Raw genomic sequence first — 21,861 nt, 5'->3', positions numbered from 1 at the left:
TATAGATTATGAAATGAAGGGTCAAACAAGCCAGTTTATAACAATTAAGAGACCACTATGACCAGAATTGAAAGTACCTTTGAAATCTTAAAATCACAAAATAAAAAAGCTTTGATTCCTTATGTAATGGCAGGCGATCCTAATCCGACCACTACGGTAGGTCTGTTGCACGACTTAGTGAAACACGGCGCCGATATGATCGAAGTCGGTCTACCATTCTCTGACCCAATGGCAGATGGTCCAACTGTTGCCTTGGCTGGCGAGCGTGCATTAGCAGCAGGTACGAGTACTCGTGATGCGCTAAAAATGGTCGCAGAGTTTCGTCAAACAGATACGCAAACGCCAATTATCTTGATGGGCTATCTCAATCCTGTTGAAATCATCGGCTATGACAATTTTGTGGCGCTATGCGAGCAGTCAGGCGTTGATGGTCTATTGATGGTAGATTTGCCGCCAGCAGAAGCGGGCAGTTTCACTCAGCATTTGACCGATCATTCGATGAATGAGATTTTCTTGCTATCGCCAACAACTTTGCCTGAGCGCCGTGAGCAAGTATTGACTCATTGTGGCGGCTATATTTATTATGTATCACTAAAAGGTGTGACTGGTTCAGCCACGCTAGATACTGACGATGTAGCAACTCAAGTACAAGCAATCAAAGCGGAAACAGACTTGCCAGTATGCGTCGGTTTTGGTATCCGTGATGGTGCTTCTGCAAAAGCGATCGGTACTCATGCGGATGGTGTTATCGTCGGTAGTGCATTGGTACAGAATTTTGCCGATATTGATGCTAACGATACCGCTGCGGTTGCAAATGCACAGCAAAACATCATGGCAAAAATGGATGAGCTACGTGCAGCATTAGACAGCTTAAGCGCTTAATAGCTATTGCTTTCATATTGTTGTTATTTGAAGAAATAGTTATTTGAAACGGCAAAGTCAAATCGCAGTATTGTTTACCTAAAGACTTTACTTAAAAGCTTTACGTGAAGACAATACTAAATGACTTTGCTAAAATTAGTTTACGAGTGTAAACTAACATCACTATTATATGGTGTCTGATAGCAGTAATTTATTCGTCACTTTGATTGGCAAATACATTATCTATCAACAAGCGCATAATCAAATTACCGACATACGAGATTTATTTATCAGTATGTCGCATGACTGCTCATGTTATGACTGTATTAGACGTTTTTTTTAGACAACCATTAAACTCTCAATGACAAGCGAATGAGCAAACTTGTCAATAAGCCTTTTATGATGGCAAATAATATGACTGATACAATAACAAAACCCGATAACAATACTGCTAAAGCCGCGCCAAACAGCAATACGGATAGGCAGTCATGGTTCAATCGCCCTATCCCAGGTATCAAGCAGCATTTGACTGCGCCACTGTCTGCGGTAGAGACTGAACCGTCAACCAAGTGTAGTAATTGTCATTCGATGATTACCAACACAGCGCTGATTTTTAACTGCTATGTGTGCCCGCATTGTGATCATCATTTACCGATGAGTGCTCGTGAGCGCTTGAACTGGTTACTTGATCAAGTAGACGGCGAGACAGGACAAGAATTTACGGCAAAAGATCCATTGAGCTTTGTGGATAGTAAGCCATATCCTGCGCGTATGAGTGAAGCACAAGAAAAAACAGGTGAGACTGAAGCGTTGGTTGCGATGTATGGCAAACTGCGTAACCTTGATATCGTCGCCTGTGCTTTTGACTTCCGTTTTATGGGCGGGTCAATGGGTTCAGTCGTTGGCGATCGTTTCGTGCAAGCAGCTGAAAAAGCGCTAGAGCAAAAAGTACCTTTGATTTGCTTTGCTGCTTCTGGCGGTGCACGTATGCAAGAAGGTCTATTGTCATTAATGCAAATGGCACGCACGGCAGCAGCGATTGAGCGTCTAAGAATCGCTGGGATTCCTTACATTGTGGTATTGACCAATCCTGTGTACGGCGGCGTAACTGCATCACTGGCGATGCTGGGTGATATCCATCTAGCAGAACCAAAAGCGATGATTGGTTTCGCTGGTAAGCGCGTGATCGAGCAGACCGTACGCGAGACGTTAGAAGAGCCATTCCAGCGCGCTGAGTTCTTATTAGAGCATGGTGTGGTGGATGAAGTGGTACATCGTCATCAGCTAATTGATACGATCTATCGTCTACTTGCAAAACTATGCCGCGTCCCAAATGTAGATGCTCAGTAAAATGAGATGCTCGACAAGATAAATGACTCAGTATAATGAATCATTTATTGAGTGCATAAAGACTTAGCTGCGTGCTAACATCTACTGCATATGCAAGACCCTTAATAGCATTTATCGTCATTGCACGGTAAGTGCTATTTTTGGTTTTAGCTAACACATATATTTTTATCTCTTATTAAATTTTATATAGGTTTTATTCATGTCTGACCTTTTAACCTCTGACCTTCGCAGCCCTAATGCCCATAGTCCTAATGAAAGTGCTAGCCTAACTGAGTGGCTCGATTATATGCAGCAGATTCATGTGTCTGCAATCGATATGGGATTATCACGTGTATTGCCTGTTGCAGAAGCGTTAGGCGTGGTGCAGTCAGCTAAAGATGACGCTTATGTATTTACTGTAGCAGGTACCAATGGCAAAGGCTCTACAACTGCTGTCATCGCCGAAATGTGTAAAGCCGCAGGGTACAAGACGGCGCTATATCAGTCGCCACATCTTAGTGCCTTCAATGAGCGTGTACGTATCAATGGCGAGATGGTCAGCGACCAGACGCTGATTGAGGCTTTTAGCAAAGTAGAAGCAGCTCGCTTACAATGTGATTTGACGTTGTCGTTCTTTGAGATGACCACACTAGCAGCACTATTGATATTCGCTGAGGCAGATTGTGACGTGTGGGTATTAGAAGTGGGACTGGGTGGACGGCTAGATGTGGTCAATATTATTGATCCTGACATGGCAGTCATTACCAATATCGGCATCGATCACGTTGACTGGTTGGGTGACAATGTCGAGGATATTGGTCGCGAAAAAGCAGGTATCTTGCGCAACGGCATTCCTCTGATTTACGGTGCTACTGAGATGCCAGCTAGCGTGCAACACGCTATCGATACTCAGCAGGCGACTTGCTACCAAATAGGACAAGATTTTAGCTACCGCGATATTGATTCAACGACTTGGCAATATAGTAATGCAGCGGTTACCTTGCAGTTACCACGTCCTGCGTTATCGTTAACTAACACGGCCAATGCCTTATCCGCAGTATTAGCAAGTCCATTAGATGTCGGTATCAAAGCCATTGAGCAAGCACTACAAATTGTCAAACTGGCAGGTCGTTTTGATTATCGTGAGAGTCATAGTCGCCACTGGTTATTTGATGTGGCGCATAATGAGCAAGGTGTTGAGTTTTTACTAGCGCAGCTATTACCGTTTTGGCAGCAGCACGTAGCCAAGCAAAATAATCAAGATAGCTCAGCGAATATCCCTACACCAAAGATAAAAATGCTATTTTCTATGTTAGGTGATAAAGACATCGATAAAGTGGTACAGCGTTTGACTGAGGCAGGCTTACCGATTAGTGACTGGTTTGTCGCTGAGATTGATTACCCTCGTGCCGCGACTACTGAGCAGCTGCAAGGTGTTTTGGTTAAATATGTCGATAGCACCAATATATATGAGTTTGAAGGTTTGCATACAGCGACCCATACAGTGATAGAGGCGAGCCAACCGCAAGACCTTATCGTTGTATGTGGCTCGTTTCATACGATTGGGGAAGCGTTAAGTGCCCTTAGCATATGACAATTTAAGTTAAAGTAGTGCCTGTTTAATGTTAATCTTAGTCGTAGCCTGATAGCAGACAGCATGAAAAATATGCTTTATAATCAAAATGATTTGCCAGACTGGTAGAAGACGGTCGGCACAAATTTTGAACCCTGATGGCATTAACTGACAGTAACTGGCGGTAAGAGATTATGATTAAAGCGATTGGATATACTGCTTTGAGGTAGTCGCTGCGCCGCTCAATCAACCTTATTACCAACTAAGAGACGTAAACGGATGAACTTTTCGAGACAAGCCTTATTGGGCATTGGGATGATTATCGGCGGTAGCGTGATGCTATACGCCATGGTGCAGCAGATTGGCGATAGTGACCAACCAGAGCCGATGTCAGCGATGGTTGACAAATCAAGCTCGGAGCAAGAGTCCCCGCAGCCGCTCACCACTGATATCGAGACAGAAAAACGTATCCTTGCGCAAAAGCAAAAAGAACGTGCAGCCCGCGTTGCAGAGCAAGAAAAACGTGCAAAAGAGTTTTTGACAGAGCAGGAAGTTGCAGAAGCAGAAGCGTTGGCCAAGGCACGTGCTGAGAGCCAGCAATATGTCGATAATAGTGCGCCAGCTACTGATGACACCAGCAGTACAGAGGCTACAAAAGACGTTACTACAAATCTGACCGTTCAGCCTCGTACTGAGAGTCAATCTGCTACTGATACTACAAAGTCTAGCGAAGCCGAGAAGCAAAAATCGGTTCAAGAGCAACAAGAAGCTCAAAGGCAAGCGGCTATCAAAGAGCAAGCGGCCGCCAAAAAACTTGCTGAAAGTAAAAAACAAGCGGAGGCAGAGAGACTAGCCGAAGCAAAAAAGCAGGCTGAAGCCCAAGCAGCGGCTGAGAGAAAAAGAGAAGCAGCTGAAGCGGCTAAAAATGAGCCACCAAAATCGCCTTCTGAATACCAAATTAAGAAAGGTGATGGACTCATCAAACTGGCAAGACAATATAATATGCCTGTAGAAGTATTGGCTCAAGCTAACAATCTATCGCCATCGGCAGCGCTACAACTGGGTCAAAGTATTACTATCCCATCGAGCAAACAGGTACAGCGTTTAGAGCGTGAAGCGGCAGCCGCTGAACAAGCACGTGAGAAGAAGCGTCAACAAGAAGAAGCCCTTGCGAAGAAATCTGCCGATGCAAAACGTGAAGCGCAGCAAAAACTGAGCGAAGCGCGTAAAGAAGTCAAAGAAACAGACGCTAAGGGTAGTTTTGGGGTGCAAGTGGCTCTAGCAAACGACCAAGCCAAAGCAGATGAGTTAGCGAAAAAATTCCGAGCAGCAGGTTATCAAGTCAAGACCAGTGCCACCAGTCGTGGAGTACGTGTCGTGGTTGGGCCTGAACGTGGCAAAGTCGCAGCATTGGCATTAAAAGATAAAATCAATAGTGACCCTAAAGTTAATACGACCAGCGCTTGGGTGCTTTACTGGCGTTAAGCTAGAGCGTTTCTAACGGTTGCAATTCGACTTTTATCTACTCTATATAAAAACACGACAAATACTGTCGTGTTTTTTGTTTTATAGATTGCTGATTAGCGTAGCCTTGGTTAAGATGAGCGCCATTTTTATAATCTGTTGTTGTATAACCTGTCAGCCTATATAGGTTGCCTTGTCGTGGTCGGTGCATTGTTCATTGCTATTAATAATGACAAGTAGCCCATCACTCTCATATTGTATAAGGTAGAACCATGTCGTTTGGTGTTGTATTTTTAATATTGGCCGTTGGCTTTTTAGGGCTGATTACGTTACCGAAGCTATTAGCAAAACGCCCTGTCGTTGAGCCTGATCCAAAACCTGTGCGCGGTGATGAGTTGGCTATTTGGCCATTTGCGCCGATGCCGATTATGACCGATACGGAAGTGATATTCTTTAATAAGTTAAAAAATGCGCTGCCGGAGTATCACATATTTGTCCAAGTACAGCTGTCACGGATCATCGAGGCTAATAGTAGCGAGACATCAGAGCGTAGCTTTTGGTTCAATCGTATCTGCCGCCAGAGCGTTGACTATGTGATTGTGGATGTCGATGCTCAGACTACCTTGGTCGCTATCGAGCTTGATGACTGGACGCATAGTAGCAAAGCCCGTCAAAAAGCGGATGATAAAAAAGATAAGGCGCTTGCCAGTGCAGGTATTGCGATGGTGCGCTTCCACGCTGAGCGTATGCCGAGTGCCGATATGCTTAGATATGAGCTAATGCAAGTGATTGAGAGCTATTAAGCGCTCTGTGAAAGCTGTCCGATTGTTAAGGCTAAAACATTATCCAAGCAGTTTCATCTTAAAACTTTAGGTTAGCTAAATTTATTCATCGAGTTGGTCTGACTGCCTTGGATAGATAACGATTGGTCGATTACCTTCAAAATATAAACCTGTTTTAGGTAGCTCGCTATCTGACCAAACTATCGGCTGCTGGCGACTATCATAAGCATTTCGCTCATCACAAAAGTCGCGCTTGGTGAACCATTCAATATAATGCGCGGCTCGCAAAGCTGTATTGTCAATCGTTGCAAGACCTGCCATGTCTCTCTTATCACACCACTCATGCATTGGAAAGCTCGGCGTTAGCCAATATGGCCAGTCATAATCACCGCAATCATTTGTATTAATTGGTAAAAAGAATCGCCCTTTGATCACGCCATAACGCTTATCAATTTTTACCTGTCCATGGTTTTCTGTATCTACCCACACCGCTCGAAACTGCTTGGTTTGCATGTGTGTCATTTTGCGCTGTAGATTATCATTGGAGTTAATCCCAACCCAGTTCACAGGTTCAAAAGGTGCTGACCCCATAAAAAACTTAATGGCTAGCTCCCAATGTTCAACCAGCTGTTCTGTATGGTTATACAAAATTAAATCAAGCTCACCTGTCGTCTGCTTGCCATTATAGAGCTGCACATTGCTAGCCAGTGTCTCATACGGATGCAGCTTGCGTGCGAACCCATCCTCTAACCAATATGACACTAAGCCTTCAAAATGAAAACCCAGTCGATTGGGACTTGGGCGTTTGAGTAAATAGCGAGTCAGCTCTTGATAGGCGGCAGTGGTGTCTAGCTCTACTAATCGTTGCTTATACGCCTCAAACTGCGTCTGCCAAAATTGTGCGCTATGCACGGCAACGGTATGTGTAATCTGATGCAGCGCAAAGTCTAGCCACTGCGTCAAAACATTGGGGCATGCCAGTACATAAGCCAAATCACGCACATAGGGTCGGCGGTAACGTTCCCAAGGTGAGTTATCTATGAGGCGATTAGGTGTGGGCTGATTGACAGGATCGGACATAGGATAAACCAGTGTGAAGGTATAGCATTTACCCTAACGGCTCGCTCTATAAAAGTCTATAGGATACGAGTATCGGCTAGGGCAGTGCTCAGTTTTTTGGCTTTAAAACATGATATTAATGTGATGGATATGAATACTGATATCAGGCGACGATAGCAGGTAGGGTAATAGGATGCTAACTACCGCTTTAAGTAGAGAGAGTTGCCATTTAGGCTGATATTGAGATGGCTTCTGTTTTGGCTTAGTTGGGATATGATTTTTCTGTTTCATGTATCTAGCTCCATAATTTACCGTAACTTGATTGCTGCGGCTTATGGTTGCTAGTTTACGAAGTAAGGTTATTCGATAGTTCTAATTAGAAAAACAGAGGTTCTAGTTAGAGTTAAATACTGTTTTCATGGGCAAGCTTTAGCCAGTGTGCAATAACATCTTTGCTAACTGTATTCCCCTGTTTTTCAATAGCTGTCATTATTTGCCCATTACTATTTTTGGCGAAAGGCTGTGTTATATCCATCTTCAGAAGTTCACTAGTGAGAGCTGCTATTATCTTGCTTGCATTATTCGCAGTTCTAGGGTGCATAGACTTATCTTTGCCAGAAATAACTTGCTCTGAGTCGTTTAGATTTTTTTTAGCTTCTGCTAATTGGCTTTCAAGAGCTGCTACTTTTGCTTGAAGTTCTGCTATCAACTCTTTGTCACTTTTTATTGTTTTTTTACTATCACTAGACTTATCAGTAAGAAGTTTTGATATCTCATCGCGATGAGTAGGGCTTGCATTGTATGATTCCATCTGAGCATTCATATATTCATTAATCCTTGCTATTACTATCTTTTGAATATCAGTGGCTTCTTTTAAATCTGTACTATGATCAATCTCTACCTTAACAATATGTTCTGCAGCGGTTAGTTCATCTATTTTTTTCTGTGATAGTCCCGTTACAAGTTCATTAGAACTAAATAAGCTACCTGTTGCATCTCTACTTAAATAACCAAACCCTCTGCTCATAGCTTCATGAGCAGCATATTTTTTTATAAAGCTAACCTGCTTCAAAGCGTTAGACTTAAACAGCTCTAGCAATGAAAAATATAAGTCTGCATACTTCTCCTGTTCTTCATAAGCAAACCCTGTAATTACTGAGAAGCTCGTTACTTTATCAATCTCATAAAAAAAGTTACAAGTGCTTTGACAGTCATTTTCGTTATCCCCTTTAGGGCTAATATAACCTTTGTTTTTTCTATACAGAGTAGTAGTAGAAGGGAATGAGTTTATATTTAGATAAATTATAATCTCTTCTAGATTTGTCTGCTCAAAATCGATAAGCAGCTCAAGGAAGGTACAGACATTTATATATTGAATAGCCATATCTTTTTTATAGTTCTCTAAATAATCCTTAGCTGTTTTTAAACTCACGTTCGCACCTTTCTACCTTTAAATTAAAGTTAAATGTAAGACAAGCCAATCCAAAGGTTTGTGAGTAGCTGGCTTTCAAGTAATCAGTCCTAGCCTTACAGAATTTTTATAATCATTATTATTTTCTTAATCAAAAAATCACCCACCAAATTTAGCACAAAAAAAAGCCAACCATTGAAAACAATGATTGGCTTTTCTCTATTACTGCTATGTTTGGTCGGAACGGCAGGATTTGAACCTGCGACCACTACACCCCCAGTGTAGTGCGCTACCAGACTGCGCTACGCCCCGAGTGACTGACTATTTTACGCAAAATTATGTATATTGCAAGGGCTATTTATAGTAGCCAAAATCTACAATATTATTCTGCCTAGCATAGTCAGTATAATCGCTTAGCAGCCAATGTTAACCCAATAATTCTTTTAGAATTTGGTTTACTTGCTGTGGGTTCGCACTACCGCGACTGGCTTTCATGACCTGACCGACCAGACCGTTAAAGGCTTTTTCTTTACCGCCGCGATACTCTTCGACCATCGCTTCATTTTTTGCGATGACTTCTTCGACCATCGCTTTGATAGCGCCAGTATCGGTTTCTTGCTTGAGGCCTTTGTCTTTGATGATTTTATCTGCTGCATCATCGCCATCGCCGCCTTCGCGCTCATATAGAGCACTAAAGACTTTCTTGGCCAGTTTGCCAGATAGCGTGTCATCTTTGATACGCTTGAGCATGCCAGCCAATTGTTTGGCGCTGATAGGGGAGTCGATGATATCGGTGTCATCTTTGTTCAGCGCGCCGAGCAAGTCACCCATGACCCAGTTGCCAGCCATTTTGGCATCTTGCTGACCGATTTCAGCCACCACATCTTCGAAGTAATCGGCAATTTGACGACTACCAGTTAAGATACGAGCGTCATATTCTGATAGACCAAGCGCTTCTTCAAAGCGTGCGCGACGAGCGACTGGTAGCTCTGGCATCGCTGCTTTGATCGCATCAACCGTATGCTGCTCGATACGGACAGGTAGCAGGTCAGGATCAGGGAAGTAGCGATAGTCGTTAGCGTCTTCTTTGGTACGCATGGTACGCGTTTCATCGCGCTCTGGATCATACAGCATCGTCGCTTGAACGACTTTGCCACCATCTTCTAGGATATCGATTTGACGCTCGATTTCACGATTGATAGCACGCTCGATAAAGCGGAACGAGTTTAGGTTCTTTAGCTCAGTACGTGTACCAAGATCAGCGCCTGGCTTGCGCACAGAGACGTTACAGTCACAGCGGAATGAGCCTTCGGCCATTACTGCGTCTGAAATACCTAGCCACGTGACTAGCTGATGAATGGCTTTGATGTAGGCAAGTGCTTCGTGAGCAGAGCGCATGTCTGGCTCAGAGACGATTTCGATTAGTGGCGTACCAGCACGGTTCAAATCCACGCCAGTCATACCGTCGACTGCGTCATGTACAGATTTACCCGCATCTTCTTCTAGATGCGCGCGAGTGATACCCATACGTTTCGGATATTCGTTCTTTTCGCCTTCGTTGACGACGACATCGATATAGCCTTCACCAACGATAGGATTAGCCATCTGGGTGATTTGATAGCCTTTAGGCAAGTCAGGGTAAAAGTAGTTTTTACGGTCAAACGTATTAAATAGACCCAGCTCAGCATTGACACCGATACCGAATTTTAGCGCGCGATCGACCACACCAGCATTTAACACTGGTAATACACCAGGCAAACCTAGATCGACGATGCTAGCTTGGCTGTTTGGCTCATGACCAAAGTCAGTCGGCGCACTTGAGAAGATCTTACTTTCCGTATTTAGCTGGCAGTGAATCTCGATACCGATGACCACTTCATAGCCATCGACAAATAGCTCTTTACGCACGGCGTGCTCACGGACAGCATTGTTATCAGTAGTAGCTGTACTCATTATACCGTCTCCTTTGCGATGGTAGAGTGTTGTAGGTGATGATCAGTATGCTGCTGGAACAGGTGCGCAGTCGTGAGCAGTTGACTCTCTTGCCAGTGCTTACCGATTAATTGTAAGCCAATAGGTAGGCCTTCTGTCGTCAAACCAACTGGCTGACTGAGGGCAGGTAGACCCGCTAGGTTGACCGCGATGGTATAAACGTCACCTAAATACATCGTTGCAGGATCTAGGTCTTCACTGAGCTTATAAGCAGCGGTTGGTGCGGTTGGACTGGCAATCACATCACAGCTAGCAAACGCTTCATCGAAGTCTTTAACGATTAAGCGGCGAATCTTCTGTGCTTTAGTATAGTAAGCATCAAAGTAGCCAGCCGATAGCGCATACGTTCCTGTCAAGATACGGCGCTGTACTTCAGGGCCAAAGCCTTCAGAGCGTGAGCGTGTGTATAGATCGATAAGATCCGTTGGATTCTCACAGCGATAGCCAAAACGTACGCCATCGAAGCGTGATAGGTTCGAAGATGCTTCAGCAGGCGCTAGCATATAGTAAGTGGCAAGCGTGATTTCAGGATCAGTGATGTTCACTTCTACAATCGTTGCGCCCAGCTCTTCGTATTTTTTGAGCGCAGCACGTGCTGCTTGCTCGACTTCGCTATCAAGCCCTGCACCGAAGTATTCTTTGGCCACACCAATACGAAGACCTTCAAATGGCTTATCACCAGCCGCGGCCTCTGCATCATTGATGTCTTGTACGTAGTCAGGCATCTCGTACTTGATAGAAGTTGCATCGCGCGGATCATGACCAATCATTGGCTGGAGTAGATAGGCGCAATCTTTGGCGCTGCGTCCCATGCTACCTGCTTGATCCAAACTTGAAGCGTAGGCAATCATACCAAAGCGTGACACACGCCCATAAGTAGGCTTGATGCCCGTTAGACCACAGAATGAAGCAGGCTGACGAATAGAGCCACCCGTATCACTACCGGTAGCAACAGGGACAAAACCAGCGGCAACGGCGGCAGCACTACCACCTGACGAGCCACCAGGGACGCGCTCTAGGTTCCAAGGATTCTGTACGGTACCGTAGTAAGAGCTACTGTTGTCTGAGCCCATCGCAAACTCATCCATATTGAGCTTACCTAAGCTAATCATGCCAGCTTTGTCGATGTTAGAGACGATAGTCGCGTCATATGGTGAGACAAAGTTATGTAGCATCTTTGAGCCACAAGTGGTCAGTACGCCCTGGGTGCAAAAGATGTCTTTATGCGCCATCGGGACACCAAGTAGCGGACGCTGATCGCCCTGAGCACGCATCTCGTCTGCTGCTTTTGCTTGTGCGCGTGCTGTCTCAGAAGTATGAGTGATAAAGCTGTTAATCTTGCTATCTAGCGCATCGATACGCTTGATGTAGTGTTCGGTTAATTCTGCGCTGCTAAATTGTTTGTTTTGCAAGCCAGTAATGAGCTGCTCGGTACTTAATAAATGAAGTTCAGACATAAGGTGTCGTCCGTCAAAATGTTAATAGCATAAAATAAAATAGGATAATGGCAAATGCGTAATTGTGTTATTCAGCCACTATTATTCAATCACCTGAGGCACTAGATATAAGCCTTCTTCTACGGCAGGCGCAACTGACTGATTACGCTCACGATTGATGTCGTGTTTTGCCACATCAGCACGCAACTCTTGGCAAGCTTCATGGATATTGGCTAGTGGCTTGATGTCTGTGGTATCAACATTAGATAGCGTATTCATCAGTTTTAATACTTTACTGATATCATCAGCATAGCTATCGGCTGTACTTTCATCGACACCTAAGCGGGCAAGGTTGGCAACTTCTAGGATTTCTTCACGGCTGACGTTGCTGTCAGACGTTGCTGGCTGCTGAGACATAGTTTCTCCAGTTAAGGACAGTTTTTGTTAGAGTAGTTGGTTACGAAAACGAAAATACGTAAGCGCTAAAATAGAAACAACTAAAATACAAACAAATAGTAAGTGGGCTTATTATAAAGCATCTGACTCAAGTTTACAGAGCATGACGCTTGATTGATGCACAATCTCAACCAAGAGACTGAATTGATAAAAACGTAATATTGAATAAGATATGGTGCCAGCCGAGCCATAATGCCAATTAAGACACAATGATTTACAGAGAATTGCAAAACTGACCCCCTAATTCATCATTGTTCCTCAATTGCTCTCCAATTAGCTTCTAAAATACGTTACAGTATGCATCTGCTATTAAGCAAAACATTCATCTGCCTGTAGAGCCTTGTTAGTTATCAGATTAAATGATGTTTCATTGAGTTGAATGATATTCGCTACTATTTCAAACTTTGTAACAACTTTTGGCGTCTAAGACAAAAATCCTTACTTACTGATGCAAATATCTATGTTTTTTTTGAGCTAAATCGGTATAATTTAGCTCAGTTTTTTCATTTCATCATTATTGTTTGGATTTTGACTTGTTGGGATGATTAATTGTTGCCACAAGTAATGTTTAACGACGACCTGCTCAATACTGACGAGTAACACCTCAGTCAATCTCATTCGCCTCATTCGTAAGACGCTGGATATATTAGTCATGAACCTGTTTGGATTTTTATCAAATAATATCGCTATCGACCTCGGTACTGCGAACACCCTAATTTTTATTCCTAATAAAGGCGTCGTGCTTGACGAGCCTACGGTGGTCGCGTTACGAAGCAATCGTACTCAGAACCCGACCGTCGCCGCTGTTGGTATCGATGCCAAGCAGATGCTAGGTCGTACGCCTGCGAACATCACAGCAATTCGCCCGTTAAAAGACGGTGTGATTGCTGATTTTGAAGTGACGCAAAAAATGCTTAAGCACTTTATCGCCAAAGTAAAAGCCAAGCGTTTTATGGCACAGCCTAACGTCGTGGTTTGTGTACCATGCAAGTCTACTCTAGTTGAGCGCAAGGCGATTCGTGAGGCAGTATCGTCAGCAGGTGCGAGCAAAGTATTATTGCTAGAAGAGCCGATGGCTGCGGCTATCGGTGCTGGTATGCCAGTTCATGAAGCCAGTGGTTCTATGGTTGTGGATATTGGTGGTGGTACAACTGAGATTGCTGTTATCGCACTGTCTGGTTGCGTATATGCTGAGTCGATTCGTATCGGCGGCGATATGTTTGATGAAGCGATCATTACTCATGTACGCCGTACGCATGGTTGTGTCATTGGTGAAACGACTGCTGAGCGCATCAAAAAAGAAGTCGGTTCTGCATTGAATGAAGACAGCCAACTAGAAGTAGAAGTTCGTGGTCGTAGCATGGCAGAAGGTGTACCAAAGACCTTTACTGTCAATTCAGAAGAAGTGCAAAAAGCGTTGACTGATCCATTGAGTGGTATTGTTAGCGCTGTAAAAGTAGCACTTGAGCAGACTCCGCCAGAGTTATCATCAGATATCGCTGAGCGTGGCATTGTATTGACAGGTGGCGGCGCGCTATTACGTGACTTAGACAAACTTATCTCACAAGAGACCGGTTTGCCAGTGACGGTAGCAGAAGACCCATTAACCTGCGTTAGCCGTGGTGGTGGTATCGCGCTTGATTTCATCAATAATAAAAGTTTAAACATGATTTTTGTTTAAGTCATCTTTATCTTTAATTGCTATATAGTCTTGGCAATATATGATGATTTATGTGAATGATGAAATTATAAATATAGTCGGTTCAATATAATTTGGATACAAGGAAGCCGAGCGAAAGTACTATAAGTATTAGGCTGAGCGTGACTGACACCGTATCCAATTTATAGAAAATTGACTATATATAAAATTAAAGGTAGCCGATTGTGCTACCTTTAATTGCATTCATTTGTGCTAGAACCCAATATCCTCGATAAACACTGATGCTGTAAATAAGTGCTATTGTTCATTTTAGAATCCTTAAATCAGACGACTTATGACTCCAAGTATTTTTGCTCGCCAGCCGTTATCACTTCGTAAGACAGTTATTGTATTGATAGCAGCCTTAATTTTGATGTGGTTTGATAGCAAAAACTCTGATTGGTTCAAGCCTGTACGTAGTACCAGTCATGCCGCCATGCAGCCAATCTATGAGCTGTCTCTATTGCCAAGCTATGCCAAGCATTGGGCTGGTGGTAGTCTGCAATCAAAAGAAGCACTGCGTCGCGAAAACATGCAGCTAAAGTCGCAATTGATACACGCGCATGCCAAGCTACAACAGCAAGATTATATCTTGGCACAGAACGCACGCCTGCAAGGTATCTTATCTACCACCAAGCCCGAGCAGTTCGATCTTAATTTGGCGCAAGTCATCGGTACAGATACCAATTTGCTCAGACAAATTGTCGTGCTTAATAAAGGTGAGCAAGATGGTGTACAAGTTGGGCAAACGGTCATCGATGAAGACGGTGTATTAGGACAGATTATCAATGTCTATCCGAATACTAGCCGTCTGTTGTTGATTACAGATGAGCAGCAGTCAGTTGCGGTCACTGTTAAGCGTACCGGTCAGCGTGCTATCGTCACAGGTCAAGGCATCCCATCTTCATTAAGTCTCAATTACGTCTTCAAAACATCGGATGTGCGAGTAGGTGATGAACTAGTGTCTTCAGGACTGGGCGGTCGTATTCCAGCAGGTTATCGAGTAGGGCGTATCGCGCATGTCAAAGACGAGCAAACCGATAACTTTAGAACGATCGAAGTTACTCCAGCAGCTAACTTTATCGATAATGCCTATGTTTTAATACTTCAAGACAAGCTACTAAATGAGAACAATGCTGCTGCTATTGCTCCATAGATAATGACGTAAGCCATGGTATTGACGGCTAATTAGCTGGCTTATTGATGTTTTAAAGCTTTTCATTTATGGTATTCACCTTGCCAATATCCAATCAACAATATCACCGCAACCATCAAACACTCGCTAAGGTAAGTACCCATGTCGTATCCTGATTCTGAGAATGCCACGGTACTATTGATAGTTGTGATTGTTCTGAGTTTCATCGCTGCATCATCACTCAATGTCTATCCATTAAGCCCAAGCATGGCCACACTGCGTCCCATGGTCATGATCATGGTGCTGATTTATTGGTTGCTGTTTCAGCCGCGCTATGTCGGCATTTTTACCGCATTTACGGTTGGACTGATTGCTGATTTATTGATGGATACGCATTTAGGTCAGCAAGCGTTCGCCGCTGTTGTGGTTGCACTGGTTATCAAAATTACCAGTATCTACGTCAGACAGTTGAATACCGTTAGCGCGTGGTTAATTGCTAGTCTAGGGTTGATTGTCTTTCAGTTAAATCTATGGATACTACAGATGTTTATTCAAAACGTCTTTGTCGCTCAGTCTGCTTTATCACTGTTTATGAGTATCCTCAGCTGGCCACTCGTACTGTTTGCTTTGCGCAAGTTTTCGCGTTAATGAATCACTAGTTATAGCTGTTACTCTGATTAACAGCTTAGCTTGCTCGGCCCACAATACTGTATGACCACCCACATCATAAATTTATAAATGAAGAGAATATCGATGGATATCGTTTTGGCATCTGGCTCTCCGCGTCGTCGTGAGCTACTAGAAAGAGCGCAACTAGACTTTACTATCTTAAGTGTAGATATTGATGAGACGCCGTTAGATAATGAGTCGCCGACAGACTATATCGAACGCATGGTCGAAACCAAAGCCGATGCGGCGATACAACAATTAAGCGATACCTCTCAAGCGGATCACGATAGCCTTACCTCACCGTTTATTATTCTGACCTCTGATACTATTGGCGTGCTGTCAGATGGTAAAACAGTATTGGTCAAACCCATCGATCGCGACCATGCATATAGTATGTGGCAGCGTATGTCTGATAACATCCATGAAGTATGGACTGCCGTTCAAGCGACTCAAGTACAGCTATTGCCTAAAGCAGAACGAAGCCCATCAGAACCTACACAGTGCTTGCAAATTATTGACCAGCAGCGAATCACTGAGCGTACGGAAGTGACTTTTATACCACTGACGACACAGATGATGAGCGACTACTGGAATAGTGGCGAACCTGCTGATAAAGCAGGTGGATATGGCATTCAAGGACTTGGTGCTACATGGGTCAGTCGTATTAATGGCAGCTATACCAATGTCGTTGGTCTGCCACTGGCACAAACACTGGCACTAATCAAAGAAATGACAGAAGGCAGTATGGACACAGTCAACCCGTTATAATGGGATATGCACATAATGACACGGTAGGGTAATGGGCAAGAGCAAGTCGCATTTGTTACACTGTCAATCTAATAGGCGATGACCGTCTAATAAGAAAGCTGAGAGATAAGAGAAAAAACTATGTCCGAAGAGCTGCTGATTAATATTAGTCCAATGGAATCCCGTGTTGCGGTTTTAGACAATGGTATTTTGGGCGAGATTTATATTGAACGACATCACAAACTGGGGTTGGTCGGCAATATCTATCTGGGGACGGTCGTACGCGTCCTTCCTGGTATGCAGGCAGCCTTCGTAGATATTGGTCAATCACGGACCGCATTTCTACATGTCAACGATATGCAGCGTGAACCACGACCCGTTGTAGAAAAAAACAAAGCGGCTAAGGCCACTAAGCACGAGATAAATGAGGACGATGCAACTACCAACGCTGCTGCTGATAGCTTGGCTGTGACACCGCCTATTGTCAGTGCGCAAAGTACAGAGATCGTACCAGCGTCTAAAACTTTGATTCAGCATCGCTTGCATGAAAGTCAGCGTATTCTGGTACAGGTAACCAAAGACCAGTTAGGAAGTAAAGGTGCTCGTCTAACAACCAATATCTCGCTACCATCACGTTATCTAGTATATTTGCCATCGAGCGATCATATTGGTATATCGCAGCGTATCGATGGTGAAGAAGAGCGTAGCCGATTAAAGACTGAGCTTAGTAGCCTGATGCAGACGGTCAATCTGAAGGGTGGACTGATTGCCCGTACCGCTGCTGAGCGAGTTCCTGTCGATAAGCTAGAAGAAGATATTTATTATCTATTGCAGCTGTGGCGTACTATCTGTGCTCGTCGCCAAGAGATTAATCATCACCAGAGCTCAGAGCTGATCTATCAAGAACTGTCATTACCATTACGTTCTATCCGTGATTTGGTTCACGCTGATACCGAAAAAGTCATTATTGATAATACGCAGATTTATGAGCAAGTCAGATACTTTGCCAAAGAGTTTGTTCCCTTCGTCTATGATCGTATCGTGCATTACACCGCTGAGCAGTCGTTGTTTGATGTACACCGTGTCGAAGACGACTTACGTGATGCATTAAAGCGCCGTGTCGATCTAAAGTCTGGCGGCTATCTGATCATCGATCAGACCGAAGCTATGACGACGATTGATGTTAATACAGGTTCTTTTGTAGGCGGTCGCTCATTAGAGGATACAGTCTATAAGACTAATCTAGAAGCCACACATGCTATCGCTCGTCAGCTACGACTACGTAATTTAGGCGGCATTATAATTCTAGATTTTATTGATATGCTTGAGCAACAGCATAAAGATGACGTGCTTGAGAGCTTACAGGCGCAGCTTACTCAAGATTATGCAAAAACTAAGATTACGCAGGTCAGTGAGCTTGGACTGGTAGAGATGACACGCAAGCGCACGCGTGAATCATTGGGTCAACAACTGTGTGAGCCGTGCTCAACTTGTCAAGGGCGAGGGTTTGTCAAAACCGCAGAGACGGTTTGCTTTGAGATTTTCCGTGAGATTATGCGCTGCGCCCGCACTTATAACTCTCCCAAAAAGTTCACAGTGGTTGCTCATGCGGCAGTCATTGATTTACTGCTTACAACAGAGTCAGACACAGTGGCTGATTTAGAGTATCTACTGGGTAGGGTCATTACTTTTGATGTAGAGAATCTATACACCCAAGAGCAGTATGATATTGTTTTAGATTAATATTATTTAAAATAAATAATAATTTTAGATGAAAATATTTGTGTGATTAGTAGCCAGTATAAGATGGAGCATCTCTAATGATACTAGAGATTGCTCTTGCAATACCTAAAATACTATGTATAATATACACCACTGAATTATATATGCGCAGCTGAATAAAAAAAGCTGGCGCTATGACAGCTAGAGCATCGTTTCTAGCACTATTTCATTATGCCTTTGCTACTTTCCAATTAATAGGAGGGTTGGCGGGGCTTTAAACTATTTTGCTTTTGGCACGCTATAAGTTCGGATAAAGAACTCATTCTGGTTAAGAACAGAAGGCCGCTTTAAGTGAATATTTAACCAAACTGCTTTTGATCATGGTCTTGCGACGCAAGAATGACAAAGGCACATATTAGGAGCTTGCTGGCATGGCTAACCAGAGAATCCGTATCCGTCTTAAGTCTTTTGATCATCGTCTGATTGATCAATCTGCACAAGAGATTGTTGATACTGCAAAGCGCACCGGTGCGCAAGTTTGTGGTCCTGTACCGTTGCCGACTCGCATTGAGCGCTTCAACGTTCTAACCTCACCACACGTTAACAAAGACGCTCGTGACCAGTACGAAATCCGTACTCATAAGCGTATGGTTGATATCGTTCAGCCAACTGACAAAACTGTGGATGCGCTAATGAAATTAGATTTAGCGGCGGGTGTTGACGTTCAAATTGCTTTGGGTTAATGCACATTAAACACCCAACCCATTAATATAAGATATAAAGAGGTCTAAAATGGCGATCGGTTTAGTCGGTAAAAAGTGCGGCATGACCCGTGTCTTCACTGAAACAGGCGCATCTATCCCTGTAACAGTTGTTGAGGTCGATGCAAACCGCATTACTCAAGTAAAAAATACTGATGTAGATGGTTACCAAGCCATCCAAATTACCACAGGTACTCGTCGTGACAGCCGCGTAACAGCTGCACAAAAGGGTCACTTCGCTAAAGCTGGTGTTAAAGCTGGCCGTGGTGTTTGGGAATTCTGTGCCAACGAAAGCGATCTTGAAGGTCGTGAGATTGGTGGCGAGATTCTAGCTGACTTGTTCGAACAAGGTCAGATGGTTGATGTGACAGGACAGAGCAAAGGTAAAGGTTTCCAAGGCCCTGTTAAGCGTCACAACTTTAGTATGCAAGATGCTACTCATGGTAACTCAGTGTCTCATCGTGCGCATGGTTCAACTGGTCAAAACCAGTCACCAGGTAAAGTATTCAAAGGCAAGAAGATGGCGGGTCAGATGGGTAACAAACGTGTTACCGTTCAGGGCCTAGAAGTGATTTCGGTTGATGCCGAAAAAGGGTTACTTGTCATCAAGGGTGCTATCCCAGGTGCCACCGGTGGCGATGTTATCGTACGTCCGTCAGTCAAAGCCTAAGCAAGGGGATTAACGTGGATTTAAAAACAGTTACAGGTGCGGCGGTTGAGCTTTCTGATACGGCATTTGGTCGTGAATTCAACGAAGCACTAGTGCATCAAGTCGTCACCGCTTATTTAGCTGGTGCTCGCCAAGGTACACGCGCACAAAAAACACGTGCCGAAGTTTCTGGCGGTGGTATTAAGCCATGGCGCCAAAAAGGTACTGGTCGCGCTCGTGCGGGTTCTATTCGTAGCCCAATCTGGCGTTCAGGTGGTCGTGCATTCGCTGCAAAACCACAAGATTGGTCACAGAAAGTAAACCGTAAAATGTATCGCGGTGCGATGCAGTGCATCCTAGCAGAATTGATTCGTCAAGAGCGTCTGATTTTGGTAGAAGAGTTGAGCGTTTCTGGGCCGAAAACCAAAGAACTGATTGCTAAGTTGAACGATTTGAATGCACCTCGTGCACTAATCGTTACTAAAGAAGTTGATGAAAACTTATACTTAGCTGCTCGCAACATTCCACACGTCAATGTACTTGGTACAAATGAAGTGGACCCAGTGAGCTTGATCGCATTTGATAAAGTGATCATGTCAGTTGAAGCTGCGAAACAATTTGAGGAAGCACTAGCATGAATAACGCAAGACTTTATCAGGTCTTAAGAGGGCCTGTATTCTCAGAAAAATCTCAAATGCTTGGCGACTCACTTGGTGTGCAGGTATTTAAAATTGATTCTAATGCTACTAAGCTTGAAGTCAAAAAAGCAGTTGAGTTGATGTTTGAAGGTGTTGAAGTTACTAAAGTAAACACTTTGAATGTTAAAGGTAAGACAAAGCGTTTTGGTAAAAGCATCGGCCGTCGTAACGACTACAAAAAAGCCTATGTTACCTTAAAAGCTGGTCAAGATGTACAAATGGCTGATGCTGGTGAAGAAGTAGCGAATACTACTGATTCTACTAGTGAAACAGCGAATAACGAATAAGGATTACACTCATGCCTATCGTAAGAGCAAAGCCAACATCACCAGGCCGTCGTTTTGTTGAAAAAGTAGTGCATCCACACCTGTACAAAGGTCGTCCGTTTGCAGCACTTCTAGAATCAAAAAGCAAGTCAGGTGGTCGTAACAATAATGGCCGCATTACTACTCGTCACATTGGCGGTGGTCATAAGCAACATTATCGCATTATCGATTTCAAACGTACTAAAGACAATATCCCAGCAACGGTAGAGCGTATCGAATACGATCCTAACCGTACTGCTCATATTGCTCTACTTAAGTATGCTGATGGCGAACGTCGTTACATTATCGCTGCTAAGAAACAAGTAGTTGGTGATACAGTAATGTCAGGCGAGACTTCTCCAATTCGTCCAGGTAACTGCTTACCGCTAAAAAACATCCCATTGGGTACTGTGATTCACAATATCGAGCTTAAAATCGGTAAAGGTGCACAGATGGCTCGTTCTGCGGGTGCTAGCGTTCAGTTACTAGGTCGCGACGGTGTTTATGCTATTCTACGTATGCGTTCTGGCGAAACTCGCCGTGTACACGTAAATTGCCGCGCTGTTATTGGTGAAGTTTCTAACACTGAAAACAACTTGAAATCACTTGGTAAAGCCGGTGCTTCACGTTGGCGTGGTGTTCGTCCTTCTGTTCGTGGTGTCGCTATGAACCCGGTTGATCACCCACACGGTGGTGGTGAAGGTCGTAACAAAGGTCGCCATCCAACCAGCCCTTGGGGTCAGAAGTCTAAAGGACTTAAAACGCGTCACAATAAGCGTACTGACAACATGATCATCCGCCGTCGCGCCAAGAAGAAATAAAGGAAGAATTTCATGCCTCGTTCATTGAAAAAAGGTCCATTCATAGACGCGCACTTGTTTGCTAAAGTTGAGAATGCATTAGACACCAACTCACGCAAGCCAATTAAGACTTGGTCGCGCCGCTCGATGATTCTGCCACAAATGGTTGGCCTAACTTTATCTGTTCACAACGGCCGTACTCATGTACCGGTTATCGTGAGCGAGCAGATGGTTGGTCATAAACTAGGTGAATTTGCCCCGACTCGTACGTATCGTGGTCACGGCATTGACAAAAAAGCTAAGAGATAAGGTG

23 protein-coding genes and 1 tRNA gene are annotated in these 21,861 nt (G+C 43.9%); 16 read left to right on the top strand and 8 right to left on the bottom strand.

The genetic code is table 11. From position 1 onward, the window contains the following. Positions 1 to 57 precede the first annotated feature (57 nt). From trpA to Q0788_RS10840, 5 genes are all read left to right on the top strand, one after another. Entirely contained in the window at positions 58 to 882 is an 825-nt protein-coding gene (trpA, locus tag Q0788_RS10860) for a tryptophan synthase subunit alpha (RefSeq protein WP_298810465.1), read from the top strand. A gap of 381 nt (positions 883 to 1,263) precedes the next feature. Next, positions 1,264 to 2,211, top strand: a complete 948-nt coding sequence (gene accD, locus Q0788_RS10855; RefSeq protein ID WP_298810600.1) for an acetyl-CoA carboxylase, carboxyltransferase subunit beta — start codon at positions 1,264 to 1,266, stop codon at positions 2,209 to 2,211. 199 nt (positions 2,212 to 2,410) lie between these two features. Beyond that, positions 2,411 to 3,784 carry a bifunctional tetrahydrofolate synthase/dihydrofolate synthase gene (gene folC, locus Q0788_RS10850; protein WP_298810462.1) on the top strand — a complete coding sequence of 458 codons (1,374 nt, stop codon included), beginning with the start codon at positions 2,411 to 2,413 and terminating at the stop codon, positions 3,782 to 3,784. Between the two features lie 258 nt (positions 3,785 to 4,042). After that, positions 4,043 to 5,248: a LysM peptidoglycan-binding domain-containing protein gene (locus tag Q0788_RS10845; protein WP_298810460.1), complete on the top strand. Its 1,206-nt coding sequence runs from the start codon at positions 4,043 to 4,045 to the stop codon at positions 5,246 to 5,248. A 251-nt stretch (positions 5,249 to 5,499) separates the two neighbouring features. Continuing rightward, entirely contained in the window at positions 5,500 to 6,030 is a 531-nt protein-coding gene (locus tag Q0788_RS10840; protein WP_298810458.1) for a DUF2726 domain-containing protein, read from the top strand. Between the two features lie 81 nt (positions 6,031 to 6,111). Here Q0788_RS10840 and Q0788_RS10835 read toward each other — a convergent pair whose 3' ends face one another. The 8 genes from Q0788_RS10835 to Q0788_RS10800 form a co-directional block, all read right to left on the bottom strand. Continuing rightward, positions 6,112 to 7,089 carry a DUF1853 family protein gene (locus Q0788_RS10835; protein ID WP_298810456.1) on the bottom strand — a complete coding sequence of 326 codons (978 nt, stop codon included), beginning with the start codon at positions 7,087 to 7,089 and terminating at the stop codon, positions 6,112 to 6,114. 102 nt (positions 7,090 to 7,191) lie between these two features. Then, positions 7,192 to 7,359, bottom strand: coding sequence for a hypothetical protein (locus Q0788_RS10830; RefSeq protein WP_298810454.1), 168 nt, complete (start codon positions 7,357 to 7,359; stop codon positions 7,192 to 7,194). A gap of 112 nt (positions 7,360 to 7,471) precedes the next feature. Next, complete coding sequence (locus tag Q0788_RS10825; protein ID WP_298810452.1) at positions 7,472 to 8,500, bottom strand: hypothetical protein; 1,029 nt, start codon at positions 8,498 to 8,500, stop codon at positions 7,472 to 7,474. Positions 8,501 to 8,714: 214 nt separating this feature from the next. Next, positions 8,715 to 8,791 (bottom strand) — tRNA-Pro (locus tag Q0788_RS10820). 114 nt (positions 8,792 to 8,905) lie between these two features. Beyond that, positions 8,906 to 10,432, bottom strand: coding sequence for an Asp-tRNA(Asn)/Glu-tRNA(Gln) amidotransferase subunit GatB (gene gatB / locus Q0788_RS10815; protein WP_102092404.1), 1,527 nt, complete (start codon positions 10,430 to 10,432; stop codon positions 8,906 to 8,908). Beyond that, a complete protein-coding gene (gatA, locus tag Q0788_RS10810; protein WP_298810450.1) occupies positions 10,432 to 11,928 on the bottom strand; it encodes an Asp-tRNA(Asn)/Glu-tRNA(Gln) amidotransferase subunit GatA in 1,497 nt (498 codons plus the stop codon). Before gatA ends, gatB begins: the two co-directional genes overlap by 1 nt. 81 nt (positions 11,929 to 12,009) lie before the next feature. Then, positions 12,010 to 12,324 (bottom strand): Asp-tRNA(Asn)/Glu-tRNA(Gln) amidotransferase subunit GatC, encoded by a 315-nt coding sequence (gene gatC / locus Q0788_RS10805; protein WP_057758683.1) that lies wholly within the window; start codon positions 12,322 to 12,324, stop codon positions 12,010 to 12,012. 528 nt (positions 12,325 to 12,852) lie between these two features. Next, positions 12,853 to 12,981: a hypothetical protein gene (locus Q0788_RS10800; RefSeq protein WP_261863515.1), complete on the bottom strand. Its 129-nt coding sequence runs from the start codon at positions 12,979 to 12,981 to the stop codon at positions 12,853 to 12,855. Positions 12,982 to 13,015: 34 nt separating this feature from the next. Between Q0788_RS10800 and Q0788_RS10795 the strand changes: the two genes are divergently transcribed. The 11 genes from Q0788_RS10795 (at position 13,016) to rpsS (ending at position 21,857) form a co-directional block, all read left to right on the top strand. Next, positions 13,016 to 14,044 carry a rod shape-determining protein gene (locus Q0788_RS10795; protein ID WP_082624553.1) on the top strand — a complete coding sequence of 343 codons (1,029 nt, stop codon included), beginning with the start codon at positions 13,016 to 13,018 and terminating at the stop codon, positions 14,042 to 14,044. 313 nt (positions 14,045 to 14,357) lie between these two features. Beyond that, on the top strand, positions 14,358 to 15,218 hold the full coding sequence (gene mreC / locus Q0788_RS10790; protein ID WP_102077941.1) for a rod shape-determining protein MreC: 861 nt from the start codon (positions 14,358 to 14,360) through the stop codon (positions 15,216 to 15,218). Positions 15,219 to 15,359: 141 nt separating this feature from the next. Next, the gene (mreD, locus tag Q0788_RS10785; RefSeq protein WP_101204871.1) at positions 15,360 to 15,845 is read left to right on the top strand and encodes a rod shape-determining protein MreD; all 486 of its coding nucleotides are present in this window, start codon (positions 15,360 to 15,362) and stop codon (positions 15,843 to 15,845) included. Between the two features lie 105 nt (positions 15,846 to 15,950). After that, positions 15,951 to 16,634 carry a nucleoside triphosphate pyrophosphatase gene (locus Q0788_RS10780; protein ID WP_182176686.1) on the top strand — a complete coding sequence of 228 codons (684 nt, stop codon included), beginning with the start codon at positions 15,951 to 15,953 and terminating at the stop codon, positions 16,632 to 16,634. A 120-nt stretch (positions 16,635 to 16,754) separates the two neighbouring features. After that, positions 16,755 to 18,356, top strand: coding sequence for an Rne/Rng family ribonuclease (locus Q0788_RS10775; RefSeq protein ID WP_101204869.1), 1,602 nt, complete (start codon positions 16,755 to 16,757; stop codon positions 18,354 to 18,356). A gap of 410 nt (positions 18,357 to 18,766) precedes the next feature. Beyond that, a complete protein-coding gene (gene rpsJ, locus Q0788_RS10770; RefSeq protein ID WP_010196670.1) occupies positions 18,767 to 19,078 on the top strand; it encodes a 30S ribosomal protein S10 in 312 nt (103 codons plus the stop codon). A gap of 49 nt (positions 19,079 to 19,127) precedes the next feature. After that, positions 19,128 to 19,766 carry a 50S ribosomal protein L3 gene (gene rplC, locus Q0788_RS10765; protein WP_298810442.1) on the top strand — a complete coding sequence of 213 codons (639 nt, stop codon included), beginning with the start codon at positions 19,128 to 19,130 and terminating at the stop codon, positions 19,764 to 19,766. Between the two features lie 14 nt (positions 19,767 to 19,780). After that, positions 19,781 to 20,383 carry a 50S ribosomal protein L4 gene (rplD, locus tag Q0788_RS10760; RefSeq protein ID WP_057758698.1) on the top strand — a complete coding sequence of 201 codons (603 nt, stop codon included), beginning with the start codon at positions 19,781 to 19,783 and terminating at the stop codon, positions 20,381 to 20,383. Further along, positions 20,380 to 20,730: a 50S ribosomal protein L23 gene (gene rplW / locus Q0788_RS10755; protein ID WP_057758700.1), complete on the top strand. Its 351-nt coding sequence runs from the start codon at positions 20,380 to 20,382 to the stop codon at positions 20,728 to 20,730. The genes rplD and rplW overlap by 4 nt, the downstream gene beginning before the upstream one ends. 11 nt (positions 20,731 to 20,741) lie before the next feature. Beyond that, positions 20,742 to 21,569 carry a 50S ribosomal protein L2 gene (gene rplB / locus Q0788_RS10750; RefSeq protein ID WP_057758702.1) on the top strand — a complete coding sequence of 276 codons (828 nt, stop codon included), beginning with the start codon at positions 20,742 to 20,744 and terminating at the stop codon, positions 21,567 to 21,569. 12 nt (positions 21,570 to 21,581) lie between these two features. Continuing rightward, positions 21,582 to 21,857, top strand: coding sequence for a 30S ribosomal protein S19 (gene rpsS / locus Q0788_RS10745; protein ID WP_010196682.1), 276 nt, complete (start codon positions 21,582 to 21,584; stop codon positions 21,855 to 21,857). Positions 21,858 to 21,861 lie beyond the last annotated feature (4 nt).

This window comes from uncultured Psychrobacter sp. (assembly GCF_947500265.1).
In the GTDB taxonomy this organism is placed as follows: Bacteria; Pseudomonadota; Gammaproteobacteria; order Pseudomonadales; family Moraxellaceae; genus Psychrobacter.
Note: the sequence above shows the minus strand (reverse complement) of the source record. Positions and strands in the feature narration are given on the sequence as shown.

Coding starts and splice junctions, on each gene's coding strand:
- trpA (WP_298810465.1), top strand. CDS start 58: ATGACCAGAATTGAAAGTACCTTTGAAATCTTAAAATCACAAAATAAA.
- accD (WP_298810600.1), top strand. CDS start 1,264: ATGGCAAATAATATGACTGATACAATAACAAAACCCGATAACAATACT.
- folC (WP_298810462.1), top strand. CDS start 2,411: ATGTCTGACCTTTTAACCTCTGACCTTCGCAGCCCTAATGCCCATAGT.
- Q0788_RS10845 (WP_298810460.1), top strand. CDS start 4,043: ATGAACTTTTCGAGACAAGCCTTATTGGGCATTGGGATGATTATCGGC.
- Q0788_RS10840 (WP_298810458.1), top strand. CDS start 5,500: ATGTCGTTTGGTGTTGTATTTTTAATATTGGCCGTTGGCTTTTTAGGG.
- Q0788_RS10835 (WP_298810456.1), bottom strand. CDS start 7,089: ATGTCCGATCCTGTCAATCAGCCCACACCTAATCGCCTCATAGATAAC.
- Q0788_RS10830 (WP_298810454.1), bottom strand. CDS start 7,359: ATGAAACAGAAAAATCATATCCCAACTAAGCCAAAACAGAAGCCATCT.
- gatB (WP_102092404.1), bottom strand. CDS start 10,432: ATGAGTACAGCTACTACTGATAACAATGCTGTCCGTGAGCACGCCGTG.
- gatA (WP_298810450.1), bottom strand. CDS start 11,928: ATGTCTGAACTTCATTTATTAAGTACCGAGCAGCTCATTACTGGCTTG.
- gatC (WP_057758683.1), bottom strand. CDS start 12,324: ATGTCTCAGCAGCCAGCAACGTCTGACAGCAACGTCAGCCGTGAAGAA.
- Q0788_RS10800 (WP_261863515.1), bottom strand. CDS start 12,981: ATGAGATTGACTGAGGTGTTACTCGTCAGTATTGAGCAGGTCGTCGTT.
- Q0788_RS10795 (WP_082624553.1), top strand. CDS start 13,016: ATGAACCTGTTTGGATTTTTATCAAATAATATCGCTATCGACCTCGGT.
- mreC (WP_102077941.1), top strand. CDS start 14,358: ATGACTCCAAGTATTTTTGCTCGCCAGCCGTTATCACTTCGTAAGACA.
- mreD (WP_101204871.1), top strand. CDS start 15,360: ATGTCGTATCCTGATTCTGAGAATGCCACGGTACTATTGATAGTTGTG.
- Q0788_RS10780 (WP_182176686.1), top strand. CDS start 15,951: ATGGATATCGTTTTGGCATCTGGCTCTCCGCGTCGTCGTGAGCTACTA.
- Q0788_RS10775 (WP_101204869.1), top strand. CDS start 16,755: ATGTCCGAAGAGCTGCTGATTAATATTAGTCCAATGGAATCCCGTGTT.
- rpsJ (WP_010196670.1), top strand. CDS start 18,767: ATGGCTAACCAGAGAATCCGTATCCGTCTTAAGTCTTTTGATCATCGT.
- rplC (WP_298810442.1), top strand. CDS start 19,128: ATGGCGATCGGTTTAGTCGGTAAAAAGTGCGGCATGACCCGTGTCTTC.
- rplW (WP_057758700.1), top strand. CDS start 20,380: ATGAATAACGCAAGACTTTATCAGGTCTTAAGAGGGCCTGTATTCTCA.
- rplB (WP_057758702.1), top strand. CDS start 20,742: ATGCCTATCGTAAGAGCAAAGCCAACATCACCAGGCCGTCGTTTTGTT.
- rpsS (WP_010196682.1), top strand. CDS start 21,582: ATGCCTCGTTCATTGAAAAAAGGTCCATTCATAGACGCGCACTTGTTT.